Source organism: Halostagnicola alkaliphila (genome assembly GCF_055379965.1).
This window is the reverse complement of sequence record NZ_AP043824.1, coordinates 161,573-186,527: the sequence shown is the minus strand read 5'-3', so window position 1 is coordinate 186,527 and position 24,955 is coordinate 161,573. Positions and strand designations below refer to the sequence as shown.

Here is a 24,955-nt window from a genome sequence, read left to right as displayed (position 1 = left end):
ACCGAGGGCGGGTCTGGGACTCACGAACTCACCGATCGACCGCCGCACTCGCCTCGCTCCCGTCGTAGGAAATAGTCGCGTGCGCTTCGTGGGTCTCGGCCCCGGTTCCGACACCCTCCGTGACGACGACGGTCTCGAACTGGCGTCGTTCGACCAGTTCGGGGAACGTTCCGTCCCGCTCCCCGATCGAAAATTCGTTCGCGGCGTCGTCCCACTCGAGGGGCGTGACGGCGTACTCACCGTTCTCGTACGCGTAGCCGTCGCCAGCGTCTTCGTACACGTCGAACGAACCGTCGCGGCCGGGATAAACTCGGACTTCCCACGGCGCGTCGGGATTTTCGCCGGTGTGTTGAACGACGGGTCCCATCGGGACGATACTCCCCGCTCGGACGAACAGCGGAAGCTTCTCGAGCGGGGCATCCGCGAGAATCGTCTGTCCGCCGTCGTAGCGTTCGCCGGTCCAGAAGTCGTACCACTCCGTCCCCTCGGGGAGATAGACCTCGCGAGCCTTCGCTTTCCCCTCGAGGGGCGTCGACGCTGGGCCGTAGTACATCGGTTCCGTGACGGGACACACTAACAGCGACGGACCGAACATGAACTGATCGGTGATGTCGTGAACCGCTTCGTCCTCGCGGAACTCGAACGCGAGGTGGCGAAACATCGTATAATTTTCGAGCGTTTCCCGCCCCGCGAGCGAGTAGATGTACGGCAACAACCGGTACCGCAGTTCGTCGAACGTGACGAGGGTGTTGTAAATCCGCTCCCCGGGCTCGCCGAATCGCCACATCTCTCGAGGGGTGTCGGTGCCGTGGGACCGAAACAGCGGCAGAAAGGCACCGAACTGGAACCACCGCGTGTACAGCTCGCGATAGCCCGCATCCTCGTAGCCCGCATCGAAGTCGCCGTCGGCGTAGAACTCCTCGTCGGTCCCGTCGTGGACGAAAAAACCGCCGATATCCAGCGTCCACTTCGGGTTACCGGTCACCGTAAACTGCAGGCCATCGGCGATTTGCTTTTCGAGCCGGTCCCAGGTCGCTTCGACGTCGCCCGACCAGGTGATCGCCCCGTACCGTTGTTGACCCGGATACCCGCTCCGGGTGAGGTTCAGTACACGGCTCTCCTCGGTCGTTCCTCGCTGGCCCTCGTAGAGACCCCGCGCCTGGTAAATCGAGTAGGCGTTGATGTAAGCCGGGTCGAACACTTGCTTGTAATCGTTGGTGATCAACTCGAGACGCTGTTCCGGTTCGAGAGGGGCCTCGAGCCCCCAGTCGGGATTGTACGGTTCGGTCGAGTCGGCCCACCACGCGTCGACGCCGTGTGAGAACAGTCCCGCCTCCGTCTGATTCCAGTAGCGTTCTCGAGCCGCTTCGGAGAACACGTCGTAATAGTGGCGCTCGTTGTCGGGAGCCGAAAGATCACCGTCCTCGAGTAAGTGGCCGGCCGCCGCCATCTCCTCGTGATTGTCGCCAGCGAGCATGTTCGGCCAGAGGGAAATCATCAGGTTGACGTTCCGCTCGTGGAGCCGGTCCGTAAGCGCGCCGGGATCCGGGAACCGTTCGGGTTCGAAGGACTTCTGTCCCCACCGTCCCCAGTCACCGCCGGGGCCACCCCACTCCTCGAAGTCCGGATCCGATTCGGTCGAGTCGGGCCAATACTGCCAATCCTGAACGATGCAATCTATCGGGACCTCCCGCTCGCGGTACTCGTCGACGACCTCGAGCAGTTCCGCGCCCGTTTCGTATCGCTCTTTCGACTGGATGTACCCATAGGACCACTTCGGAAGCATCGTCGCTTCGCCGGTCAGTTCGCGAAATCCGGAGACGATCGAGTCGAACTCCGGCCCGTAGACGACGTAGAAGTCGAACTCGTCGACGCACTCCGACCAGAAATAGCTCCCGTGCTGGTCGTCGTGAAACGTCGACAGCGAGTACGAGTCCCAGAGAATACCGTACCCACGCGTGGAGACGAGTACCGGCATCGCTACTTTCGTGTTGTGTTGATAGAGATGCTGAGCGTTTCCGCGGTAGTTCGAGATGCCGTCGTCGTGTTGACCGAGCCCGTAGAGCGCCTCGTCGTCGAACTCGAGTTCGAGCTTCGTCGAGTATCCGCGACGCTCGAGGGTATCGGCCGGAGTGGCGGCGTTTTCACCGGCCATCGCCTCGACATCGATCGGATTCCGCTCCTTGCCGCCCGCTTCGGGTTCGCGAACGAGCAGGGTACCGTCGATATCTCGCCAGGTGAGCGCACAGGTTTCCTTTGCCATCTCCACGCGGAGTGTTTTCGTCTCGAGCGTAACGGTCGTCGCCGTTTCAGAAACCGACCAATCTGGTTCGCGAGCGGGCTGCTCGACGATCATCGGGCTGTTCGCCGACGGATCGCTGATCGACTCGTCATCGGCAACGACAACTCTGACGATGGCATCGTCGATGACCTGAAGCTTTAGCGTTCCCTCGTCCGTTCGGACGAGCGGACCGTCCGATTCCGTTCGAATGTCTTCGTACTGCATACTACATAAAGACAACCGTGGTCTCTTTACTGTTCCCCCTGTCGACAGATCGTTCGTCCGCTCCGTATCGGTTCCGGCGGGGAAATCTTGCCGGCGTTCGTCACCGAGGCGGCGGAGAGCGACTGACGTGTGGCTGAGTCGGGACTCTCGTAGCGTCGGTTCCCTCGACTAGTTGCGACATTTCAGTTCCCCGTAGCCGAATCGGGTTGTGTAAAGCCACGAATAAGTAATACAGATTACAACAAGATGCTATCTTGTAATATTCCGAGAATGCTGGTCTAGAAAGGGTCTTTTCGGAATTACCGGCACAAACGAACCACGGCGGCCAGACGCAGTTGTCCCTGCTCGAACGCGACAGAGAGTCTCACGAGATGGCTCTCGTTCGATACGCGAACGGAAGATTTGCAGACCAGTAGTTATTTATTTAATTATATATTTGCCAACGTTTCGAATGGAGAGGACGATAGCGACAAAGTCGGTCTCGAATAAAAATAACCAAACCGCGTGTATTAGGCACAGAACCCTCCGCAATCCAAAACTCGATATCTCGAGCGCCGCCGATGGGTCACCAATAACTGGGACCACCAGCCCAGGAACGTATCGGCCACATGGCAGTAAAATTATATACGCCTCCCTTGTATAGGTGTGGTATGGCCGAACCGAAGCACCCGGTCCGAACAGTCGACAGATCGTTCGAAATCATCGAAGTCGTACAGGAACTCGACGGCGCAGGGGTTTCAGAGATTTCAGAGCGCGTCGACGTCGGAAAGAGCTCCGTTCACAACCACCTCAATACGCTCGTCAACCGCGAGTACCTCTCCAAGGAAGGGGACGAGTATCATATTGGAATCTCGTTTCTCGGCCTCGGAGCGTACGCCAGAAATCGAACCGATATTTACGACGACGCACGGCAAGAAATCGACAAACTCGCGGACGAAACCGGAGAGCTCGCAAACCTTCTCATCGAACGGAACAAAATGGGCGTCTATCTGTACCAGACGGAAGGCGAGAACGCGGTCGAGCTCGATACGTACGAGGGAAAACGCGTCGGACTCCACTGTACGGGACTCGGAAAAGCTATTCTCGCGTTCCGCCCTCGAGAAGAGGTCGAAACTATTCTCGACGCACGTGGCATGGAACCGCTGACCGAGCAAACGATAACAGACCGGGAGCGATTCTTCGACGAACTCGAGGAGATTCGCAGCCGCAAGTACGCGTTCGATCGGGAGGAACGATTAACGGGACTCTGTTGTGTCGCCGCTCCGATCACCAACGCTAACGACCGAAGTGTCGGAGCAATCAGCGTCGCGTGCCCGGTTCACCGCATCAGCGATGAACGGTTCTACGAGGAACTTCCCGACTCAGTACTGGGAACGGCGAACGTCATCGAACTCAAACACAACTACTCCTAAGGGTGCATCTCGATGGTCGGCGAACGTGCAGCTAACCAAACTCTCCCTCGAGTCCCGTCTAACTACCCCCCTATAGGGTGGAAACGAGTCGTATCCCGACTCGAGCGACGTCGGAGTCTCGCCGTCCGAACTGAGAGGAGCGGGATCAAACCGAATCCTCCATAACGCGATATTCGTCCGGCTTACTAACAACTTAGTAATGATTATCAGATGTTATCTCTTATTGGACGTTTTGATTCCTCGATAGAAGGTAACATCAAACACGGTGCTTTTTCACGGGTTTTCCGGAAAGAGCGACCATATTTTGTAATGGAACCCTTTTCCGGCATATTTCGTTGTACAAGAGTCATGAAATGTGAACAAAGTCGAAGACCCATATTGACATACTCAACCGTTCGTAGTAATGGTTGGTCCGTACCATCATCCGAGACCGACCGCATATCGGTACGGACATCGAACTAGAGGGGGAACGGGACCGGCAAGTCCGAAGATAGTACCAACTGTCGAGAGTTGTAACTAAAAAAAGGGTGAAAATCGGTTTTTATATTGTATAGCGCCGGTCGTTATTGTTCTATACGGACGCTTGAAACGAACTCGGGAAGTGACGTTCGTAGTAGCGTGCCTGCACGTGACACGGTGTTGGGTAGAACGTACAATGGTTCACCGAGGGGTCGCCGTAATCGCCATGAGATTTCATTCCGGAACGGAATAAAGATCAGAGTGATCTATATTTCAATTTTATAGTAAGATCGACAGACACCGGGCGTACGAAGAACACCGACGCCAATCGGTAAACCCAGTCGTCTCTATCGAGTGTATTTCGACCTACCAGAACGCCCTCGTTTTACATCGATACCTTTGTAAACTTCTGTTGTCCGGGTAAATCGAACGGGAAGATAATCATTCCAATCTCACGTAATTATCTTGCATTATTTAGAAGATATTACTCGATATTTCCTGTATCTGTCGTAACCCGAGTATGCAAACGCCATCCGTCCGAGTGCGGTCCGGCCTATTCGACATACTCGGTCAGGCGTTCCGCTCGAAGACGCAATTCTTATTCGTTTGACCGGCAGATATGTGAGCAATGATACCGGATGTCCCACTCAGTACGGTCGGTCGAGCATTCGAAATAATCGAATATATCCGTAACCAGGATGGCGCAACCGTCGCTGAGATAACTAGTGCGCTCGAGTTACCGAAAAGCACGGTGCACGATTACGTACGCACACTCGCTCAACTCGGATATCTGACCAACGATAACGGAACGTACGACTTGAGTCTCCGATTTCTCACTCCCGGCCGGTACGTCCAGAAAGATATCGCGTTCGCCGCCGTCGTTCGGCCGTATCTCGAGGGTCTCGCGTCGAGAACCGGCGAAATCGTCTGGTACATCGTCGAAGAGGACGGCAAGGCGGTGTACGTTCAAAAGGCGACCGGAAACGACGCGCTCCAGCCGTACGCCTCGATCGGGACCCGGTGTGACCTTCACAGTATCGCGGGCGGAAAAGCGATCCTCGCCGCACTTCCCGACGAGAACGTCGACAGGATCGTTGAGGAGCACGGACTCGAGCAACGGACCGATCGCACGATTACGAGCGCGAGCGAACTCGAGGAAAGCCGTAAACGGACCGACGGACGCGGTTACGCGCTGAATCGAGGTGAAAATATCGACGGCTGGCGTGCCGTCGCCAGTTCGATCGTCCTCGACGACGACCTCTACGGTGCGATCGCCGTAGCCGGTCCCGAAAATCGCCTTCAGGATGATCGATTCGAGCGAACGATTCCGGAGATGACGATGGGAACGGCGAACGAAATACAACTCCAGCTCCGGAGTTCGTCCGTCGAGTGAGCAATTGGGGAATCACGGAACATCCCCTGACTGGAAGAGTATCGTGATACTCAGTCGCAAGAAATTTATATTAATAATGTAGATACCAGTGCATGGTATTGTCCAACCCACTTATACCGTTCCTCATCGGGTTAATCGTCGTCGTTGCGTTGCTCGTATGGCTAAAGCTACCGGCGTTTTTCGGGCTCATCATCGCAGCAATGGCCATCGGGGTCGTGACCCCCGAGCTCCCCTTCGAGACAGTCCCGGCGACTGTCGCCCAGGAGTTCGGGGACGTGATGGTAAGCGTTGGTATCCCCATTCTGATGGCGGCACTCATCGGAAAAACGTTGATGGACAGCGGTGCCGCGGAACGTATCGTTCGTGCGTTTCAGTCGCTGACGGGGGATAACAACTCCGAGTACGCACTGATGGGGAGTAGTTACGTGTTGTCGATTCCGGTGTTCTTCGACAACGTGTTCTTCCTTCTTGCCCCCCTCGGACGCTCGATGAAGGCGAAGACCGGCGTGAAATTTTCGTTGTATATCGCCGTGTTGTGTTCGGGCGCCCTCGCGACGCACATGCTCGTCCCGCCGACGCCGGGTCCACTCGCGATGGCGAGCGACCTCGGCGTGGATCTCGGACTCGCACTGCTGGTCGGTGCCGCCCTGGCGTTGCCCACGTCCCTGTTCGCCGGGATCGTTTACGGACGATTCCTCCACAATCGGGAGGAGTTCCCGCTTCGTGAGGCGATGGGGTCGACTCCGGAAAGTCTCAAACAAAAAGCCGAACGACCGACCGAGGAGCTTCCGGGACTCCTCGAGTCCTCGCTTCCGGTCGCAGTTCCCGTCGTGTTCATCGCGGGTGCGACGATCACCGACGCCGTGTTTGCCGAAGGGATGATCGTTCGGGACGTCGCGACGTTCCTGGGCGATCCAAACCTCGCACTGACCGCCGCCGCCGCGATCTCCGCGTTTACGTACTACCGGATGGAAATGGTCGGAAACCGGTCGCTGTTTAACGAAGAGTTGACCGAGGCGCTCAAATCGGGCGGCAACATCACCGCGATTACCGCTGCCGGCGGAACGTTCGGCGGAATGATGGCAATCGCCGGCGTCGGCGATTATATCGCAAACGGCCTCGTCGAGTACGGATTACCGCTGCTGTTCGCCGGCTGGCTTATCGCCGCTATGGTTCGAGTGTCACAGGGTTCGGGAACGGTCGCCATCCTGACCGGAGCGGCGATGATGGCTCCACTCACCGGGGAGCTAGCAGCGAACTCGGTCTACATGATGATGGCGGTCGGATTCGGCGGCATGATCGCGCCGTGGTACAACGACAGCGGCTTCTGGACCGTCAGCAAAATAGCTGGAATCACCGAGGAAGAAACGTTCAAGACGTACTCCGCAACGGCAACGATCATGTCGGTCACCGGGCTTATCCTGGTGTTGATCGCCGCTGCGCTCCTTCCGGATCCATCGGCCATCCCCGACGTGCTGTTCTGACACCGTTACTCTCTTTTGGGCTCAATAGGTGCCGTACGGATCGGATGCCAACGTCCCGTCTTCGACGCACAGCGGCTCGAGCGGGCCGACCGTGAGGTCGTCTCGAGCGGACAGTTCGTTCGCGACGGGTTCGGAAACGACGAGCGTATCGGGTTCCATCGTACTCGGAATTCGAGCGACGCGAAGGTTCTCGGCGCTCGAGACGCCGGTCGTCGAACAGGCGAGCAAAAGCGCGGTCAGATCGTCGGGCACCACGAACGGGAGCTTCGCTCGGTTCGTCTCGCCGCTCGTCGCGATATTGACGTACGTATCCTCGAAATCGATATCTGCGACGAAATCGCGGTGGACGAAATCCGCGAGCCCGACGCCGAGTGCGTTCCCGTGTGATGGGTCGGTAAGCGAGCGAACGTACACTCGAGTGATGCTCGGCGATTCCGGTTCGTCCTCGCCGTGGAAGCGGTAGCGACCGAGGACGTTCGTGTCCATCCCGGTTCCGGATTTGTCCTTGCCCGCTTCGTCGACGACGAGCACGTCGAGCTCGTCGACCGGGAGTTGCGGGAAATACTCGCGAGCCAGCTCGAGCAGCTCCGGCTCGCGCTCCGGAATCTGGCCGGCGGAGACGCCCTCGATGTGCGCCGCGCGGTCCGCGGCGTTCTCGATGAGCCCGATGCCGCCGACAATCGGCGTCTCCGAAAGCAGGATCTCCATCCTGTCCCGGATCACGTCCGAAAAGTCGGTCGCGATGGCCGCGTTGTGTAACGACTCCGCACCGCGGTGTTTGCCCAGCCCGATGACGGCGATTTTCGAAAGGCCGCTCTCGACGTCCCCGTTGAAATCCGTGTGAACCTTGACCCGGTTTGCCAGAAGGATCCCATCAGCCTCGAGCGCGTCCCGCGCCGCGTAGACGGGCCGACCTAACGAATCCTCGCCGACGGCTTCGACCGCCATCGAGGATCGGATCTCACAACCCATCGTCTCCGGGGAAATCCCGAGCGCCTCGAGGGTCTCTCGTTGTCCCTCGGCGGTCGCACCGCCGTGACTTCCCATAGCCGGGATGATGAACGGCTCGTAGCCCCGATTCTGGAGTTCGTCGATCGCAGCCGAAAGCGTCTCGGGCATGTCGTGGATGCCTCGACTCCCGGCGGTGACCGCGATTTCGGCTCCGACGGGAAGCGAGTCGAACGCGTCAATGTCGTCGATCGCCCCTTTTGAGATGGCTTCGACATCGTCGATGCACTCGTGATCACGCTTCCGGTGAACCGGCGCAAACCGGGGTAACTCCTCGAGGGTGTGATCGTTCGCATCGCGGAGGACGTCGGCGTCGGGGAATTCGAGTTCCACCTTCATTCGCCGCCCTCCGCATCCGATGGCGTTCGTTCGCGCTGGCGACGGCGACGCGCCATGTCGGCGGCGACTTCGGTCGCGTCGACCAGGCTGGCCGACGAAGCGATTCCCTCACCCGCGATATCGAAGGCGGTACCGTGATCGACGCTCGTCCGGATAATCGGTAAGCCGACGGTGACGTTGACGCCGGAAACGGCGTTGCCGCTCGAGAATCCGAGCGTCTTGATCGGGATGTGGCCCTGATCGTGATACATCGAGACCACGCAGTCGTACTCGCCACGGGCAGCCCGAACGTAGACGGTATCGGGGGACTCCGGTCCGACCGCATCGATACCCTCGCCCTGCGCCCGCTCGACCGCTGGCCTAATCTCCGCGTCGTCTTCCCCGCCGAGTAGTCCGCCGTCGCTCGCGTGGGGATTGAGTCCGGCGACCGCGATCGTCGGATCGTCGATGCCGAGATCCCGAAGTCCGTCGTCGGTGACCCGAATCGTTTCGAGGACGGTTTCTTCGGTGACCAACTCGCAGGCTCGACGCAGCGGAACGTGCGTGCTGACGTGAGTGACGACGAGGTCGTCTTCGACGAGCATCATCGAGTAGTTCTCGGTATCGGTATAGTCGGCGAGCATGCCGGTGTGACCGGCGTATTCGCTCCCGGCAAGCCGAGTCGACTGTTTGTTGATCGGCGCGGTCGTAATCGCGTCGATCGTGCCCGCTTTCGCGAGTTCGATCGCCCGTTCGATGTACTCGAGGCTCGCTTCGCCGTACGCTTCGCGAACGACTCCGTACTCGAGGTCGGCGACGTTGTCCAGGTCGATAACTGGGATGATATCCGAATCGAAGGAAGCCGATTCGACGGTTTCGACAGCCTCGACCGATTTGTCCGAGTCGCGGACATCGATCGCCGATCGGAGTACTCCGACGTCTCCGATTACGAGCGGATGAGCGTCCTCTCGGAGGGTGTCGTACGCGTCGACGATAATTTCGCTTCCGATACCGGCGGGGTCACCCATCGTTATAGCGACGACTGGGCGGTCAGTTTCCGTCATCGCCATCACCTACGAAGTTGAGACAGTTAACTATACTCCCCTTTGCCCCGAACCCGCCCGCTTTCGTGACGAGGCGAGTTCCGGCCGCAGGCCCGTCGACGATGCGGCCTTCCGGGATTCCGTCGCCGGCGGACTCACCGGTGAGGTCGATCGCCGTCGCCGAAAGGCTCTCTAAGACGCCGCGTGCAACCGATCCGCCGGTACAGACGAGGCCCGATGGCGGAGCTAATTCAACCGTCTCTGCGGCGGCAGTTGCGAGCGCGGTGACGATCCGATCACCCGCATCGATATCGGACGAGAGTTCACCAGCAGCACTTCGAGCGCGTTCGATATCCGCCTGTTCAGTCGCACCGGTAACGACCGCCCGTCCGTCCGATTCCAGCCGGTCCGTAAGGGCAGTGGCCGCCTCCCGACCGACCCGGACCGGTTCCCGAACGGCCGCACCCGGGTCGAGACGGTAGACGAGACGATCCGGGACGGCACGAAGTTGCTCGAGCGTCCGTTCGTTAACGCTCCCGACCACGCCGAGTGCACTGCCGGTCGCGTGTCCCGCCGGGTTATCGGTTCCCGACAGTTCTCGAGTAGCCGTCGTTTTCGGGAGAGATAAACAGGTTGCGAGTCCGCCGCTCCCGACGAACAGGACGGTCGCCTCGAGGGAGTCAGCCGCCGACGCGAGCGTCTCGAGGTGCCGCGTCGTTGCCGCGTCACACGTGACGACGACTGGTTCCGAGCTGAGCGCGTCGGCGAGCGCCGAGCGCACGGCGTCGACGCCTCGAGTAACCGTTTCAGTCCCGAGCGCGGTGACCGGATACCGTGACGGTTCGAAGACAGCCTGAAGGTCCGATGCGGACGCGCCGTAACCCGCCTCAGCGAGCGGAACGCCGTTCACGAGGTGGACCCCATCGACCGTCTTCCGGCCCGTCGAAGGGAACGCGGGAGCCACGAGCGCGAAATCCGCCCCCATCGCATCCGCGGCTCCATCGACCTCGGCGACGACGTTCCCGCGCAACGTCGAATCGATTTTTTTGTAGACGGCCGAAATATCGTCGTTCAACAGCCCCGAAACGGCCTTTCGAGCCGTTTCTGCGGAGACACCCCGAGTGTTCATATCGACGGAGAGAACGTCGTAATCCGTTTCGGACGGCGAGTTGATCAGGGGAGTCATCGATTCGTATTCGCCGGGTTCAGGACCGGCGAGTTGGACACGAACTGAGTGCCCGCGAGCGGCGAACCCGTGACCTGTATCCATCGCTCCAGTGTAATCATCCGCGACGATGAGGGCGTTCATCACACGCGTAGTTCACCGGTGGTGATACAAAACTGTTCGTCTCGGAGAGACGGCGGTTTCGTGGAACGCGGTTTTCGCGCGATCCGACCGGGAAACGAATCGAAAGACAGCTCCAACCCGAATCTATTTACTTGTTTGTGATGATTTCCTTCCATGCCAATCGTTGCTGCAGTCGACGGCGGTGACGGATCGAAAGCGGTAGTCCGGGAGGCTGAAACCCTGGCCGACCAATTTGACGAACCCGTCCATATCGTTTCCGTGTACGAACAATCGGAACACGAACACCTCGTCAATCAGGCTATCGATACAGACCACGTCGACTCGGACGAAGAAAAAGAAGAAATCGCGCGGCTGGCTGCAGCGGACGCCGCGGAAGCCGTCTCCCGAGACTGCGAAATCCACGGCCGTCACGGAAATCCGGCCGAAGAAGTCCTCGAGTTCGCAAGCGACGTCGACGCCCGCTACATCGTTATCGGCGGCCGAAAGCGGTCCCCGGTCGGCAAAGCGCTATTCGGCAGCGTCACACAGTCGGTACTCCTCGACGCAACGCAGCCGGTCGTTGCAGTTATGCAGTAACTGAACGGATCGCGACGACGTATCCGGACAGGTTCTCGAGACACTACCACCGTTGTCCAGCGGCGCTCGAGGAGAGCGTGCTCGCCGATCGGGTACGCGGTAGTCGTCTCGAGATCGTCTCTGGTCACCCATCGACTCGATAGCGACCGGATAGGTTTATAATTATTTTCTCGAAAATTATTTCGTCGCATCTCGATATAGATTTGATATCGTTTGTTGAATGACCACAGACGTATTTCGTATCAGAAGCGTTGATATCCGCCCGTAACCGCGAAACCAATCATTGTCGTTATTGTTCACTTTTTTACCGGGTTCTTTGGTTAGCCGGCAACGAGATAGATTTTACCGATCGGATTGAAAAGAATTTATCCCGGCTCGGGCCCAGAACCGACGCCAGCCGAAGAGGTCCGTACGAACGCCAGTCGGTCACGCGAATTATTTAAGTGTGGGAAAGAGGCGTAATTCCGCATCAACGGGGTCCTACCGATCGAATGGGGTCGACAGTAAACGGACGAAGAGACGATAGGCAAACTGGAAGCGATTATAACAGCTTCGGAAGTGAAGTGAGAAGTTATTTTTGCTGATGATTCCTGTATTCGCAGGAGACCACTCGAGACGGACCGACTAACTATCGTTCGAAAAACCGCCACCGACGACAAGAATTACGTGTCACTAACACGCGTCGCTACGCACTCGTCTTGCACGGGATCGTTCACCAACGAAACTGGGGTTTTAGTGATCGAAAGTGTCTCATTGAGGCGGGTTTTCGACGTCGGGCGGCTGTTCCCATTCGGCACCGTCGTCCTGCGGTTCGTAGCCCAGTACTTCCTTTGCGTGTTCGACGTCGAACCAGCTTCCCGAATTATCGCTGACCGCGTAGAACGTATCGTATGTCACCGTCTCGTTCTCGAGACAGCATTCGATCAGGTGGGCGAAGTCCCGCTGGGAGGTCCAAGTACACTTCAAGCGCTTCACCATTTCTTCGTACTCCTCGCTACCGCGCTCCCAGGATCCCGTCTGTGAGGGGTCCCAGGCACCGTCCTCAGGGTCGACTCCATCGTCGGTCCCCCGCCGAACGCCCCGCTCGGCGTCGCCGTAGGGGTGATCGTACGGGTCGGGACGCACGCTCGAAATACGAATGGAGAAAAACTGCGACGGGGGAGAGTCGTCTCGTGCGTGGACGCGGCCGATGTGTTCTCCGAACATCTTCGTTGCCCCGTAATAACCGTCCGGTTTCGGCAGCGATTCGTGGTCGAGCAGGAGGGAATGATCCTCTTCGTACAGTTCCGGAGAGTTGTCGTCCTCGTACAGCCCCATCACTCGCTGTGAGGACGCGAAAATTACCTTCTCCACACCAGCGTCTTCGGCCGCTTTGATGACGTTATAGGTACCGACAAGATTCGGTTCGATGACGCCCTCGAACGACGCGCCCGCGTCGGACTGCGCTGCGAGATGGATTACCGCGTCCTGGCCGTCGAACGCGGGTCGAATCTCGTCGTACTCGCTGACGTCTGCGACGTGCGTTTCGTAGTCCGGGTGATCGGTAAGGTCGAGAAGCGTGAATTCGTACTGCTCTTTCTCGAACAGGTGTTTCCGCAAGGCCTGTCCGGCTTCGCCGTGCGGACCCGTGATTAGAACGTTCTGTTTGGCCATTTACGAACTCGAGTACATCTGGGCCGCACTTATAGATTGCGTATTCGGGACTCTTCGGGCAGTAGGAGAATTCTGCGTTCAGAATCCGGTCGTTCGTCCGAGCCGCTTCCGTTTCACGATCGGTGAAACAGAAGTCGGAAGTTCCCAGTGTGTTCGCTCGGTCCGACTGGAAATTCTTGCAGGAAACGGACGTGTGCGAACGAGTTGGCGACGCCACCACTGTTTCGACATCGTTGAAATATCGGCGACAGCAATCTTTGCATTACAACCCTATGATTGTAAACACATTCGGATTGGACGCCCGACCGATCCGGATGGATACCGAAGAGCGAAGGGGATCGGAGAATCGTCATTGCGGAGCGCAAACGGGATCAGCGAGAGAATCGGGTACCGGTAGTACGACGGCCTCAACTAAATTGGCGTATCTTGAGTTCGATGATATTCTTCTTGTCGAGCAGCTCCGGGGCGAGCTCGGACTCGATTCGGTCAGTTCCCATCCGACTGCGAGGCCCGCTGATGCTGATCGCTCCGACGACTCCGTCCTGTTTCGATACTATTGAAGTCCCGACGGCACAGACGCCACGGAAGTGTTCACCCTGATTGATCGAATAGCCCCGTTCTCGGATTCGAGTGAGTTCCTCGTGCAGAGAATCGATAGCAGTAATGGTGTTATCCGTCTGTTGTGGTAGGCCGTGCTTTTCGATCACTTCCGTTACCTGCTCCGTCGAGAACTGTGCGAGGATCGCCTTTCCCGTCGCAGTCGAGTGCATGTACAGGTGCTGGCCTAACGGCGCGTTGTCGTCTATTGATTCCGGGCTCTCGGATTTGTATAACTGGACCGAGTGTCCACCCTCCTCGACGGTGAGATTCGCATGCTCACCCGAAATCTCGCGAAGATCGTCGATCTCCGGCTTCGTCGCCTGGTAGAGCGCCATCCGATCGCGCATCTCGCCGCCAACCTCGAGGAATCGAAACGTACAGCGGTATTCGTCGTCGTCTTTGAGAACGTACCCCGTTTCGACAAGCGTTGCCAGGTGGATGTGTGCTGTACTCACCGGCATATCGAGCGCGTCAGCGATCTCCGAAAGCGTTGCCGTATCAGTGTTCTGGAGAAATTCGACGATAGTAAAAGACTGAGACACGCTTTTGAGCCGCCGAGGATCTGATTTTCCGCTGTCGGTCATGATACTATCTTCTTGTACGTCAGCATAAGCCCTGTGGAAGAATTCGACAGTGTTGAAAGAAGGGGAAGATAGTCGAACCGACTCGTCTGGGCTCGACACCAGAAGTCTGCGTCTCGACCTACTGAATCGAATCTTCGGGACCGACGACGTTCAGGTTCTCGAACAAGGTATCGTACCCGTTTCGTTCGTAAAGGTACGTCCCATCCTGAACGTCCGCGCGGACCTCATCTTCGGACTCGAGTTTTTCGTTCGATCGCTCGAGGACTTCTTCGGCGCTGTCGGCTGGAACGACGGCCAGACCGTCGTCGTCACCGACCACGACATCGCCCGGATTGACGGTGACGCCGCCGCAGGAAATCGGGACGTTGATCGAGCCGGGATCTTGTTTGAGCGGGCCTTTCGGATGGACGCCGCGGCCGTAGACCGGGAACCCCATGTCGGCAATTTCGCTTTTGTCTCGGTAGCTCCCGTCGATGACCAGCCCTGCGAGGTCGTTGGCCTGGCAAGAAGTACACATGAGTTCACCAAAATGGCCGGCCTCGGTGAATCCATCGCAGTCGATGACGAGAACGTCCCCGGGTTCGGCCATCGTAATCGCTTTGTGGATAATTAGGTTGTCTCCGGGCGACCCGTTGACGGTGATAGCGGTCCCGGCCATATCGGTATCGCTGCGACACGGCTTGATGCCGGAGTCCATCGTAAGACCGATGTTTCCCGTAACGTCCGAAACGATCGTACTCGGAACCGTTTCGAAGTCTGAGACGACAGATGGATCTGGACGCTCTACGTCGTGCTCGATCGTGTGCATGGGAGAACGAAGACCCATGAATAACGTTAATCTACCGATTTTTGACGATCGGATACGAGTGCTGGAGAGAGAAACAGACGCGAGTCAGTCGCCCGACCCTGGGGTTTCTGGGACGAACATGACGCGGAGATCATTGACGTTCGTCCCCGTGTGACCGGTGACGATCAACGCGTTTCGTTCGTCGAGATAGGTGTATGCGTCGTTATCCGAAAGGATAGCGCGTGCGGTAGATTTGCTTTCGATCGTCTCGTTCGAAACGAGTGCGCCGGCGGCATCGGTCGGTCCATCGATACCGTCCGTATCGATCGCACCAAGAACGACGTCATCTGGAAGCTCGAGCGCCGCACTCAGTGTGAATTCCTGATTCGGACCGCCAATTCCATCCCCGGTAATCGTCACCGTCGTTTCGCCGCCGGAGATGATTGCGGCCGGTGGGGACACCGGGTTTCCGGTGCGCCGAATTTCTTCGGCGATTCCCACGTGGGTTTTGGCTGCCGCCTGCGTCTCGCCGCGAACTGACGACGAGAGGATCATCGTGGTCAGCCCCTCGCGTTCACAGACATCGGCTGCAGCCGAGAGCGCGGTGAAGTTATCCGCGAGAACGGAGACCGCGACTGTTTCGAACGTGGGGTCGTCATCGATCGGCGTCTCGGCCACGTCGCCGTTCTCACCCGCCCGCAAGTGATCTGCGACAGATTTCGGTACGTCGATGTCGTACTCCTCGAGTACGGTGCGGGCGTTCGCATACGTGGTCGGATCCGGAGACAGCGGACCGCTCGCAACCACGGACGGATCACCCGACGTCACATCGCTGAAGACGAGCCCAACCGCCGTCGCGGGTGCGAGTTCTCGCGCCAGTTGTCCGCCTTTCAACGAGGAGACGTGCTTTCTAACCGCATTGATCTTCGCGATGGGCGCGCCGCTTCGAAGGAGTTCGTCCGTCAGGCGTTGGAGCTCCGAAAGTGCGACGCCGTCGACGGGTGCGGCGAGGAGAGCGCTTCCACCCCCGGTGACGGGAACTAACGCGAGCGTCCGTTCGTCACAGTCTCGAGCCTGCTCGATGAGACGACGAGTTCCCTCGACGTTCGTCTCGGTTGGTGACGGGTGGCTCCCCTCGACCATTTCGACGGGGCCCGCAGGTGCCGGATCGTCCGTGATCACGATTCCGCCGGACACGTGCGTCTCGAGGACGTCTTCGAGCGCGCTCGCAACTCGACCCGCGGCGTTCCCACCGCCGAGTACGCGGATGTCGTCGTACGACGAGAGATCGATCCGCTGGGTTCCGATTCGAAGCGTCCCGTTCTCGAGCGCGACCGACTCTGCCAACACGGTCTCTGGATGTGCAGCCGAGATTCCGGCCTCGAGGGCATCGAGTACCAACCCGTGAGCGGGCGTCCCGGCCTGGATTTGGTCGCGTTGGATCATGGTTCGTGGTGATTCGTGTCACACCATAAATCCTTCTTTCCCACCACCATTTGTAATTTGGATTTGTGATGAGAGTTTGTAATTTGGGCTTGTAATAGTGGAGGTTCGATCTCACTTTCGACGAAAGTGAGATCGAATAGGTCGACAGCACGCCAATATTCCGACGGAGAGAGATTCGAGAAAGTCGTACCGGTTCGGGTTATCCTTCGATGCCGAGGTCGTCGACGAGTTCCTCATAGTATTCGTACTGTTCGTCGAGGAAGTCTTGGAACTCCTCAGGCCCTCGACGCGCCTGCGTGAAGTGATTGTCTTCGAGGAACGTGGAGAAATCGTCAGAATCGTAAACTGACTCATAGACATCCGCAATATCGTCTCGAACGTCGTCTGCGAGATCCGCAGGTGCGAAGTGGCCGAGCCACGACCCGATTTCGATATCGATACCCTCCGACGTCATCGTCGGCGTGTCGGGGAGCGCATCGAGTTCCTCGTCGTACATAACGCCGAGTCCAATCAGGTCACCGTCGACCACGTGCGAGTGGACTTCCGCGGCACCGACGACGGTACAATCCACTTCGCCGTTGACGACCGCCGTGATCGCTGGGTCTGCACCATCGTAGGGGACATAATCGACTTCGATCCCTGCTTCATCTGCAAATCCGGCTCCGGCGAGATGCCACGACGATCCGGTTCCCGAATGCGACATATCGAGGTCACCGGGGTTATCTTCGGCGTAATCGACGAACTCGCCAACCGAGGAATAATCGGAATCTTCGTGGACCGCGAGCGCCGCCGGCATATCGGCGTACTGCATGATCGGCGTAATATCGTCCGGATTCAGATCGTCTTGGCCGAGGTGATCGAACAGGGTGATTTCTGGGGCAGCAACCCCCAGCGTATGTCCGTCGGGTTCCGCATTCGCAACTTCGTTCATCCCGACGGAACCGGACCCGCCTTCCTGGTTAGCGACGTTCCAAGACACGTCCGTGAACTCCTCCGCTGCATCGGCTACTGCTCTGCTCGTCGTATCAGCGCCGCCCCCAGATGCCCACGGAACGACGATTTCAATCTGCCGGGACGGCCACTCCCCATCGGACTGCAGTTCGTCGAGACACCCCGCAGTCGTTGCAAGACCGGCCCCACCGGCGACCTTGAGAGCACTGCGGCGAGTTAGTACACGCTTCCCACTGGTTTCGCTACTGTGAATGCTTGGCATTCTACCGGTAAGTTATGATCTATAATTTTAAATCTTTCGAATGGGTGCCTCGAACAGGTGTGCTACCTAAAAATGACCGACAGATCGAGCGGAGCGAATGCGAGTTGAGCTGTGATTTGGCGTTCGTTCTCGATGACGGTTAGTCAACAGCGAGCGAATACCAATCGGACGTATACAAATACTAATCGAACGTACACATCCAGTCGAACGTACACATCCAATCCCGTTCGAGGACGTTTGGAAGAAGTCTCACTCCAATCCACAACTTTATACAGAGGCACCAATGAGGTCCCAGTATGCGCGGTTTAGCTAAAACCAGTCGCGACGCTGGAGCGATGGAACTCGTCGAGCTCGAACGGCCCACACCAGGGTCAGACGAAGTACTGATCGAGATCGAATACGCCGGTCTCTGTGGAAGCGATGCGGGAATCTACAAGTTCAAACCGGCATTCGAACGAATGGAGTTGCCCACCGTAATCGGACACGAATACACCGGTCGCGTGATCGAAACCGGTGCGGAAGTGACGAACTTCGAGTCAGGAGATCGCGTCGTCGAGCGACCGATCCGTGGCTGTGGAGAGTGTTATCAATGCAAGATGGGCGAAGAAAATATTTGTCAGGACACCGAGATTACCGGCGTCGATCACGACGGCGCGTACGCGGGCTATATCGCCGTCCCCGAATCCGTCATCCAACACGTTCCCGATTCCGTCGAACCTCGGCACGCGGCCCTCGTCGAACCGACCGCGATCTGTGCTCGAGCGGTGATCGAGAACTCTCGAGTCACCGCTGGCGATCGCGTCTTCGTGGCCGGTCCGGGTCCGATGGGACTGCTTACCGCACAGATCGCCGACGCACAAGGAGCCGACGTCGTCGTTGCCGGTGTCGGCCAGGACACCGAGTATCGACTGCCGCTGGCCGAAGAGCTGGGATTCCCGACGATCAACGTGGAACTCGACGATCTCGAGGCAGAACGCGACGCGCGGACAGCGGGAGTCGGCTACGATGTCGTCTTCGACACCACCGGCCACCCGTCGGGACTCACGATGTCAACTGACGAAGTCCGAAAGGGCGGTCAGATCGTGCTCATCGGTCAGACCGGTGAAACGACGATGGCGTACACCCCCCTCGTCCGGTCAGAAATCGATCTGCAGTGTTCCTACGGTGCAACGTACGAAGACTTCGAACACGCACTCCGACTGATCGGCTCCGGTGACGTCGACCACGAAACCTTCCTTGATGACCGATTTAGTTTGCTCGAGTCAGAAGCGGCATTCACCGCGTTCCTCGAGGGCGAAACGTGTAAACCCGTCTTCGACGCGTCCGTCCTTCGGGAGTAACTCGACTCCCCGAACGAACCGGTAGACGCCGAGGACGGGATCGAGAAATGGGAAGAAACTAAACTCGAGAGATAGTAAGAGCTAAAATTGATCAACTGAGACAGTTGGATTCGAGTGTGTTTCAGCCGTTGCGACAGTTACCTGCTTATTGCGACAGTTACCCGCTTATTGCGACAGTTACCCGCTTATCGCGACAGTTACGGACGTGGATCCCACTCTCGTTCGACGAGGAAATCGTCCAATTTCTGCTTTGGGTTCTCGAAGACGTGAGCGCCGTGGAAGACGAGGAGGGCTTCGAAGTCGTATTGGAGCAGGTCGTAGAGATTGATTTCCGCAGCCTCGTGATCGTCGTTGAACAGCGCCGGCGGCGGGAGCAGGTATCCCTCCGGAAGGCCTCCGCGATCGGCACCGTCGAGTGCGTCTCCGGAGATTAGGATGTCGCGGTCTTCGAGCAATAGCGCTGCTGTCGCCTTAGTGTGTCCCGGAACCTCGATGACGCGGATATTTCCGTCGAGCAAGTCGTCGTCCTCGAAGAGAACGTCGGGTTCGTGATCGATCGCTTCGTGGAGTTTGTCCTCGTTTGCCGAGGCGACGAGTTCGGGGTCGAACGCCTCCATAACGTAATCGAGTCCGCCGTGGTGACCGTGATCGCCGTGCGTCATGATGACGCGGTCGATGGTGCCGTACTCCTCCTCGAGAACGTCGACGAGTTCTTCGCCATTTTCCTCGAAAGCGGTGTCGACGAGCGTCGTCTTTCCGGACGGGACATCCTCGAGTACCAGCACGCGAACGTGCTCGAACTGAACCTGTGCAATACCATCGGTAACGGTACGAAAGCTCATTATCAGTTACAGATGGCGTATTTCGGCAATTAAAGCTATCGATTAGGTAGTATCGACTGGTTTGTTATCCGGCTATTCCAGCGCGTTCCAGCCTCGGAGTCGCGTTTAGACACCTGTCATCGCCTCTCCCCGTACTCACATCCATTTCGTCCCATGCTCGAACCCTGCGCTACGTTTCGCTCTGATGACCTATTCAAATTGCTCTGGTAGCCCCTTCAAACCGGGTCACCACTCAGATGGATCTCCGTTAACCATCACCGGTGAACTGCCGATCCGCCCGCAGATGCGGCGGAAAGCAGGACAATAACCCGTATCAGTCCTTGGCCAATTCGAATCCAATGTACGCCCTGACAAGAGTTGTTCGGCGAAACAATAATAAGGAGTCTCGAGAGCAATAGACCATGGTCGTCGTCGCAGCAGTGGATAGATCCGATCGTGCATCCGACGTCGTTTCAGAAGCTGAAATACTGGCAACCGAGTTCGACGAATCGATTCACGTCGTTCACGCACTGACCAGGGCGGAATTCGTTACCCTCGGAACGACGAACGCGCAAGCGGACGATCCGCTCAACTTAAATCAGATACGGGATGAAGCGGCGAGAATGGCTGCGAAAGCTGTTCCAGAAACCGTCGGCAGTTATGAGACCGTCGGACTCGTTGGTAATCCAGCAGAGGAAATCATCAACTACGCCGACGAGGTGGCTGCTCGATACATTGTCGTCCGCCCACGACGAACGTCTCCGGCGGGAAAAGCGCTGTTCGGGAGCGTTGCACAATCGGTTTTGTTGGATGCGAATTGCCCTGTCGTCACCGTTAGCTGAATCCACGCTGTACTTGATGGCGAATTATCTTACTTAACAGCGTACTTAACAGCGAATCGTCTGTGTGAGCGAGCACCAACGGGAAGCGATGGGCGGCAACCGAGAGTACCAACCATCGCCGCGAGGAGACAAACCACCGAGATCAGTGCCTGTTTCTATACCAGTACAGAGTATACCCAGAACGCATTGGATCCGTAGTAGTATCTTCAGAGCTGGGCTTACAACGATCGAGGGGCGTTTAAATCAGCACACACCAGTAAACTTATACAGATGTAAGATAGCCACTGTACTATCGAACCGGGATAAAGATGATTACGAACAGTAACTTCCGTGTAACGTACGATCCCCTATCCGACGCAAAATACTGTATTGAATTCGGCATATCGAGTACCCCGGTAACAACGCTCGAGATACCGAATACGCCGGTAATAAAATAGCCTGCTCTACACTCAGTTATGGTACTCACTAAACTCAAATCCAACCCACTCGCGGTGATTTTTCTTCTGGTCGCAGTTGTGGTCATCACATACGCAAGTCAGTTCCCCGAAGGCGGCGAGCTCGGCCCCGGATTCTTCCCGATTCTGGTGTCAGCCGCGATCATCGTATTCGCCGTTGTGGATATTGTAGTCGACGACGATACCGAACTCGAGATGAGCGATTTCTCCATGATCCCAGCGGCCGTCATGTTCGTCTTTCTGACGGCATACTTGCTTCTCATGCCGTATACCGGATTTCTTGTCGGTACGATGTTGTTCTTACCGATTGGACTCTACTACTCGAACATTCGATCGAAACTGATGATCACTCTTATTTCGGTTGGGCTACCGATAGTGTTGTTCTATATCTTTAGCGATCTCTTTATGGTCAGGCTACCAGAGGGAATAATTCCGATATCACGACTCCTCCCGCCACTTCCACTGTGATTACAATGGTAATGAACGATATTTCCTACGGCCTCGCAAACGTACTGGACCCCACGATACTCGCTCTAATGATCTTTGGGGTATTATTAGGCATCCTCATGGGATCGATTCCGGGGATGACCGCCACGATGACCATCGCGGTATTGTTATCCTTTACCTTTACGTTAGAGCCCGCAACGGGAATGATGCTTCTTCTCGGTATCTTTGGCGGAGCGGTGTATGCAGGGTCGATTCCAGCAATTTTGATTCGGACACCCGGAACGCCATCAGCCGCCGCCACAATTTTCGACGGCTATCCCCTCTCACAAAAGGGAGAAGCGGGACGCGCGATCAGGATGAGCACCGTCGCATCGTTCATTGGCGGCTTTATCAGCGTGCTCGCGTTGATGTTCCTTTCGCCTATCATCGCAGACGCAGCGCTTCGGTTTCGATCACCGGAGTTCTTCGCGCTCGCACTCTTTGGCCTGACAATCATTGCGAGCGTCAGCGGAGACTCGCTCACCAAGGGGATGATATCGGGCCTTCTGGGAATGCTAATTGCGACCGTCGGAATCGATCCGCTAACTGGTTACCAGCGGTTTACGTTCGAAATCCCTAACCTGATGAGCGGAATCGAATTTATCGCGGTAATGATCGGGTTGTTCGGGATCGCAGAGGGGTTGCGCAAGTACGCTCAGGGCATCGATAACGAACAGAATCAGATCAATCAAAATATTTCGGGCGTGTTACCATCTCTCTCGGATATTAAAGCTATCGCGCCAATTTCTATCGGATCCGGCTTCATCGGGTCACTGGTCGGTGCGATTCCTGGAGCAGGTGGAGATATTGCCTCCTTTATCACCTACAACGAAGCCACACGATGGTTGAAAAATACCACGCCGTCGTTCGGTGAAGGGAACATTCGAGGCGTTGCAGCAGCTGAATCCGGAAACAATGCGAGTACCGGTGGTGCGCTGATTCCAACGTTCACGCTCGGAATTCCGGGCGACTCCGTCTCCGCGATCCTCATCGGTGCATTGATGGTCCACAACGTCACCCCGGGCCCGGAACTCTATCAAGATGAATCCGGCCTCCTGTACACGATATTCGTCGGATTCCTCCTCATCTACGTCATCATCCTCATCTTCGGGCTCCTCGGTGCAAACTACTGGGCCCGACTCATCAATATTCCACAGAACTACGTCTGGCCTATCATATTTGTCCTCTGTGTTATCGGAGCAATCGCTCTCTCAGGAACAGTCTTCAACGCCTGGGTGATGCTCGCCGCAGGAGGGCTTGGCTTCGTGATGCGCCTCCGCGGATATCCGCTCGCACCAATGGTGCTCGGACTGATACTCGCACCGATCGCCGAATCGAACCTCCGACGATCACTGGACATCTCCGGTGGCTCGCTGGACATTTTCTACACCAGCCCGATCGCGCTCACCGTTATCCTTCTGAGTATCGCAACGGTCGCGGTACCGGCGATCAGAGCCGTTCGAGACTAAGCTGCCGTCGTCCAGATACCCTGCTCTCGCTCAATTTCTCTTGAGTTCAGTACTCGAAGGCTATCAGCGAAATTCCACACTACCGTCTGCTGCCGTGTTTCGACGATACATTTCGAAAAGGAGAGAGTTCGAGTGGGCGATAGAGAACGGCTTCCTCGACAATCACCGCCGCTATTATCTCGGGCGATATACGACCGCACTACAATAAACCACCTCGAGTCGAACGCAACTAACCACCTCGAGTCGAACGCAACTAACCACCTCGAGTCGAACGCAACTAACCACCTCGAGTCGAACGCAACTAACCACCTCGAGCCGAACGCAACAATAACTTTCAGGCAAGTCCGATGTATCCACCTCGAGCACGAAGAAGGCCTCATCCACTGTTCCGCTCGTAGTCGTTACCACTGAGAACGCTGATAACGCCGGATACGCCACGTTGACGTGTTCAATAGCCGAGATCAAAGACGTAGTTGACGACGAGTAACAAACAAACAACGACGAGTAGTACAGTCAAAAAGCCAAAGGAGACGGTCCACCCAAACAGATCTGCCAATAATCCAACTACAACAGACCCAGATGCAGCGATCGTCATGTACACCGTCCGAAAGAGGCCAAACCCGAATCCTCGCTCGTTTTCCGAAAGGCGATCCATAAGCCGAGGAAACACCGCTGCACCCCACGCCATTCCGAGTCCGAGCAGGAGTGCACCGAGGATCATCAACGCGGTCCCCGGACCCTGAATGAGCAATAAAAACCCAACAATTGCAGATACCATACAGATTCCGATCGCCAGATCACGACCAAAACGATCCGCAACGGCCCCGACACCGACCTGTAAAACGCCCTGAGAAAGGAAATACAATCCGAACAAGACCGCCGCAAACGTCGTGGAAAAGCCGTGTTGCTGGACCAAGAAGGCAGGTAAAAATGACGCGACAGCTTGCCAGGTGAACTCGGTTACGATAGCGATTATTCCCGTGAATACGACTGGTGGGCGCGAAAGCAACGCCAAAATCGGCTCGAGTTTAAATTGCTCTAGCAGCGGCTGGCCTGGATTGGACGGTTCGATCGGCCGAATTTTCCACAAGGCCAGGCCGAATACGAGAAATGCGACGATGGCCGTGGTGAAAATAGCAGGTCTCCATCCATAGCGAACGGCAATCCACGAAATGAGAACCGGCGTTGCTAACCCGGCGAGCGGAGCACCCGAATTATGGATGCCAATTGCGGTCCCGATATCGTCGTAGATCCGCGTAAGCAACGTCGTTGCAACGCTGTAGTGAAGACCGGCGACACCACCGAGAAGAATCGTTCCAAGAACGAAGACGCTGAAAGCAGGGGCTACAACGATGATAAGTGTTGTCAGACCCGTTCCAGCAACGGAGATGAGAATAATCAATCGCTCACCGTACCGATCTGCGAGGATGCCACTCGGAAACTGGGTAAGCGCGTACGCGAGCCACATACACGTTAGCGAAATGCCGATGAGCGTGTTCGAAATCTCGAACGCTGCTGCGATATCAGGAACGACCGGACTGATCGCCAAGCGACCAAATACTGTCACGAACAGCGCTAATGTACAGATCGCTAGGACTGTATCCCGATATTGCCAACCCATCGATGATAGGATCATTTCATGTTGAGCTATCTAAACACTTTGGAAACCGCTTGACGACGTCTCTACATCGTGGTGAATCGACCGCATCAGCGAATCGACTACATCAGTGAGCTGACTAGTATCGGTGAAT

General features: G+C 57.0%; 19 protein-coding genes. 8 read left to right on the top strand and 11 right to left on the bottom strand.

What is annotated here, in order from left to right; translation table 11 throughout:
- Window positions 1-28: 28 nt before the first annotated feature.
- The gene (locus ACZ5C7_RS00770; RefSeq protein WP_464374490.1) at window positions 29-2,506 is read right to left on the bottom strand and encodes a glycoside hydrolase family 31 protein; all 2,478 of its coding nucleotides are present in this window, start codon (window positions 2,504-2,506) and stop codon (window positions 29-31) included.
- Between the two features lie 650 nt (window positions 2,507-3,156).
- Between ACZ5C7_RS00770 and ACZ5C7_RS00765 the strand changes: the two genes are divergently transcribed.
- The 3 genes from ACZ5C7_RS00765 to ACZ5C7_RS00755 all read left to right on the top strand — a co-directional run bounded on the left by ACZ5C7_RS00765 (window position 3,157) and on the right by ACZ5C7_RS00755 (window position 7,254).
- Window positions 3,157-3,918: an IclR family transcriptional regulator gene (locus ACZ5C7_RS00765; protein WP_464374489.1), complete on the top strand. Its 762-nt coding sequence runs from the start codon at window positions 3,157-3,159 to the stop codon at window positions 3,916-3,918.
- Between the two features lie 1,087 nt (window positions 3,919-5,005).
- Complete coding sequence (locus ACZ5C7_RS00760; RefSeq protein ID WP_464374488.1) at window positions 5,006-5,770, top strand: IclR family transcriptional regulator; 765 nt, start codon at window positions 5,006-5,008, stop codon at window positions 5,768-5,770.
- A gap of 92 nt (window positions 5,771-5,862) precedes the next feature.
- Window positions 5,863-7,254, top strand: a complete 1,392-nt coding sequence (locus ACZ5C7_RS00755; RefSeq protein WP_464374487.1) for a GntP family permease — start codon at window positions 5,863-5,865, stop codon at window positions 7,252-7,254.
- A 21-nt stretch (window positions 7,255-7,275) separates the two neighbouring features.
- Here ACZ5C7_RS00755 and ACZ5C7_RS00750 read toward each other — a convergent pair whose 3' ends face one another.
- Genes ACZ5C7_RS00750 through ACZ5C7_RS00740 form a run of 3 tightly spaced genes read right to left on the bottom strand, consistent with a single transcriptional unit; the run spans window position 7,276 to window position 10,932 of the window.
- Complete coding sequence (locus ACZ5C7_RS00750) at window positions 7,276-8,595, bottom strand: nickel pincer cofactor-dependent isomerase, group 22 (protein WP_464374774.1); 1,320 nt, start codon at window positions 8,593-8,595, stop codon at window positions 7,276-7,278.
- A gap of 2 nt (window positions 8,596-8,597) precedes the next feature.
- A complete protein-coding gene (pdxA, locus tag ACZ5C7_RS00745) occupies window positions 8,598-9,644 on the bottom strand; it encodes a 4-hydroxythreonine-4-phosphate dehydrogenase PdxA (RefSeq protein WP_464374486.1) in 1,047 nt (348 codons plus the stop codon).
- The gene (locus tag ACZ5C7_RS00740) at window positions 9,631-10,932 is read right to left on the bottom strand and encodes a four-carbon acid sugar kinase family protein (protein WP_464374485.1); all 1,302 of its coding nucleotides are present in this window, start codon (window positions 10,930-10,932) and stop codon (window positions 9,631-9,633) included. Before ACZ5C7_RS00740 ends, pdxA begins: the two co-directional genes overlap by 14 nt.
- 153 nt (window positions 10,933-11,085) lie before the next feature.
- Here ACZ5C7_RS00740 and ACZ5C7_RS00735 point away from each other — a divergent pair, with 153 nt between their 5' ends.
- The gene (locus ACZ5C7_RS00735; RefSeq protein WP_464374484.1) at window positions 11,086-11,508 is read left to right on the top strand and encodes a universal stress protein; all 423 of its coding nucleotides are present in this window, start codon (window positions 11,086-11,088) and stop codon (window positions 11,506-11,508) included.
- 750 nt (window positions 11,509-12,258) lie between these two features.
- On the opposite strand, the gene ACZ5C7_RS00730 is transcribed toward ACZ5C7_RS00735, so the two are convergent.
- From ACZ5C7_RS00730 to ACZ5C7_RS00710, 5 genes are all read right to left on the bottom strand, one after another.
- A complete protein-coding gene (locus tag ACZ5C7_RS00730) occupies window positions 12,259-13,161 on the bottom strand; it encodes an NAD-dependent epimerase/dehydratase family protein (RefSeq protein WP_464374483.1) in 903 nt (300 codons plus the stop codon).
- Window positions 13,162-13,568: 407 nt separating this feature from the next.
- A complete protein-coding gene (locus ACZ5C7_RS00725; RefSeq protein WP_464374482.1) occupies window positions 13,569-14,345 on the bottom strand; it encodes an IclR family transcriptional regulator in 777 nt (258 codons plus the stop codon).
- Window positions 14,346-14,463: 118 nt separating this feature from the next.
- A complete protein-coding gene (locus tag ACZ5C7_RS00720; protein ID WP_464374481.1) occupies window positions 14,464-15,153 on the bottom strand; it encodes a 4-carboxy-4-hydroxy-2-oxoadipate aldolase/oxaloacetate decarboxylase in 690 nt (229 codons plus the stop codon).
- An 84-nt stretch (window positions 15,154-15,237) separates the two neighbouring features.
- A complete protein-coding gene (locus ACZ5C7_RS00715) occupies window positions 15,238-16,578 on the bottom strand; it encodes a glycerate kinase type-2 family protein (protein ID WP_464374480.1) in 1,341 nt (446 codons plus the stop codon).
- 199 nt (window positions 16,579-16,777) lie between these two features.
- A complete protein-coding gene (locus ACZ5C7_RS00710; protein ID WP_464374479.1) occupies window positions 16,778-17,791 on the bottom strand; it encodes a Bug family tripartite tricarboxylate transporter substrate binding protein in 1,014 nt (337 codons plus the stop codon).
- Window positions 17,792-18,087: 296 nt separating this feature from the next.
- Here ACZ5C7_RS00710 and ACZ5C7_RS00705 point away from each other — a divergent pair, with 296 nt between their 5' ends.
- On the top strand, window positions 18,088-19,131 hold the full coding sequence (locus ACZ5C7_RS00705) for a zinc-dependent alcohol dehydrogenase (RefSeq protein WP_464374478.1): 1,044 nt from the start codon (window positions 18,088-18,090) through the stop codon (window positions 19,129-19,131).
- A 197-nt stretch (window positions 19,132-19,328) separates the two neighbouring features.
- On the opposite strand, the gene ACZ5C7_RS00700 is transcribed toward ACZ5C7_RS00705, so the two are convergent.
- Entirely contained in the window at window positions 19,329-19,973 is a 645-nt protein-coding gene (locus ACZ5C7_RS00700) for an MBL fold metallo-hydrolase (RefSeq protein ID WP_464374477.1), read from the bottom strand.
- 401 nt (window positions 19,974-20,374) lie between these two features.
- On the opposite strand from ACZ5C7_RS00700, the gene ACZ5C7_RS00695 reads away from it, so the two are divergent.
- From ACZ5C7_RS00695 to ACZ5C7_RS00685, 3 genes are all read left to right on the top strand, one after another.
- Window positions 20,375-20,794 (top strand): universal stress protein, encoded by a 420-nt coding sequence (locus tag ACZ5C7_RS00695; RefSeq protein WP_464374476.1) that lies wholly within the window; start codon window positions 20,375-20,377, stop codon window positions 20,792-20,794.
- 455 nt (window positions 20,795-21,249) lie between these two features.
- Entirely contained in the window at window positions 21,250-21,717 is a 468-nt protein-coding gene (locus tag ACZ5C7_RS00690; protein WP_464374475.1) for a tripartite tricarboxylate transporter TctB family protein, read from the top strand.
- 5 nt (window positions 21,718-21,722) lie between these two features.
- Window positions 21,723-23,204, top strand: coding sequence for a tripartite tricarboxylate transporter permease (locus ACZ5C7_RS00685; RefSeq protein ID WP_464374474.1), 1,482 nt, complete (start codon window positions 21,723-21,725; stop codon window positions 23,202-23,204).
- 448 nt (window positions 23,205-23,652) lie between these two features.
- Here the strand turns inward: ACZ5C7_RS00685 and ACZ5C7_RS00680 are convergent, their stop codons facing one another.
- A complete protein-coding gene (locus tag ACZ5C7_RS00680) occupies window positions 23,653-24,825 on the bottom strand; it encodes an MFS transporter (RefSeq protein ID WP_464374473.1) in 1,173 nt (390 codons plus the stop codon).
- Window positions 24,826-24,955 lie beyond the last annotated feature (130 nt).

What these genes read in the sequence shown, in the direction of transcription:
- ACZ5C7_RS00705 (WP_464374478.1), top strand. Translation starts at nt 18,088, where the DNA reads ATGCGCGGTTTAGCTAAAACCAGTCGCGACGCTGGAGCGATGGAACTC.
- ACZ5C7_RS00740 (WP_464374485.1), bottom strand. Translation starts at nt 10,932, where the DNA reads ATGAACGCCCTCATCGTCGCGGATGATTACACTGGAGCGATGGATACA.
- ACZ5C7_RS00685 (WP_464374474.1), top strand. Translation starts at nt 21,723, where the DNA reads ATGGTAATGAACGATATTTCCTACGGCCTCGCAAACGTACTGGACCCC.
- ACZ5C7_RS00755 (WP_464374487.1), top strand. Translation starts at nt 5,863, where the DNA reads ATGGTATTGTCCAACCCACTTATACCGTTCCTCATCGGGTTAATCGTC.
- ACZ5C7_RS00770 (WP_464374490.1), bottom strand. Translation starts at nt 2,506, where the DNA reads ATGCAGTACGAAGACATTCGAACGGAATCGGACGGTCCGCTCGTCCGA.
- ACZ5C7_RS00760 (WP_464374488.1), top strand. Translation starts at nt 5,006, where the DNA reads ATGATACCGGATGTCCCACTCAGTACGGTCGGTCGAGCATTCGAAATA.
- ACZ5C7_RS00680 (WP_464374473.1), bottom strand. Translation starts at nt 24,825, where the DNA reads ATGGGTTGGCAATATCGGGATACAGTCCTAGCGATCTGTACATTAGCG.
- ACZ5C7_RS00730 (WP_464374483.1), bottom strand. Translation starts at nt 13,161, where the DNA reads ATGGCCAAACAGAACGTTCTAATCACGGGTCCGCACGGCGAAGCCGGA.
- ACZ5C7_RS00725 (WP_464374482.1), bottom strand. Translation starts at nt 14,345, where the DNA reads ATGACCGACAGCGGAAAATCAGATCCTCGGCGGCTCAAAAGCGTGTCT.
- ACZ5C7_RS00695 (WP_464374476.1), top strand. Translation starts at nt 20,375, where the DNA reads ATGGTCGTCGTCGCAGCAGTGGATAGATCCGATCGTGCATCCGACGTC.
- ACZ5C7_RS00690 (WP_464374475.1), top strand. Translation starts at nt 21,250, where the DNA reads ATGGTACTCACTAAACTCAAATCCAACCCACTCGCGGTGATTTTTCTT.
- pdxA (WP_464374486.1), bottom strand. Translation starts at nt 9,644, where the DNA reads ATGACGGAAACTGACCGCCCAGTCGTCGCTATAACGATGGGTGACCCC.
- ACZ5C7_RS00700 (WP_464374477.1), bottom strand. Translation starts at nt 19,973, where the DNA reads ATGAGCTTTCGTACCGTTACCGATGGTATTGCACAGGTTCAGTTCGAG.
- ACZ5C7_RS00765 (WP_464374489.1), top strand. Translation starts at nt 3,157, where the DNA reads ATGGCCGAACCGAAGCACCCGGTCCGAACAGTCGACAGATCGTTCGAA.
- ACZ5C7_RS00715 (WP_464374480.1), bottom strand. Translation starts at nt 16,578, where the DNA reads ATGATCCAACGCGACCAAATCCAGGCCGGGACGCCCGCTCACGGGTTG.
- ACZ5C7_RS00735 (WP_464374484.1), top strand. Translation starts at nt 11,086, where the DNA reads ATGCCAATCGTTGCTGCAGTCGACGGCGGTGACGGATCGAAAGCGGTA.
- ACZ5C7_RS00720 (WP_464374481.1), bottom strand. Translation starts at nt 15,153, where the DNA reads ATGCACACGATCGAGCACGACGTAGAGCGTCCAGATCCATCTGTCGTC.
- ACZ5C7_RS00710 (WP_464374479.1), bottom strand. Translation starts at nt 17,791, where the DNA reads ATGCCAAGCATTCACAGTAGCGAAACCAGTGGGAAGCGTGTACTAACT.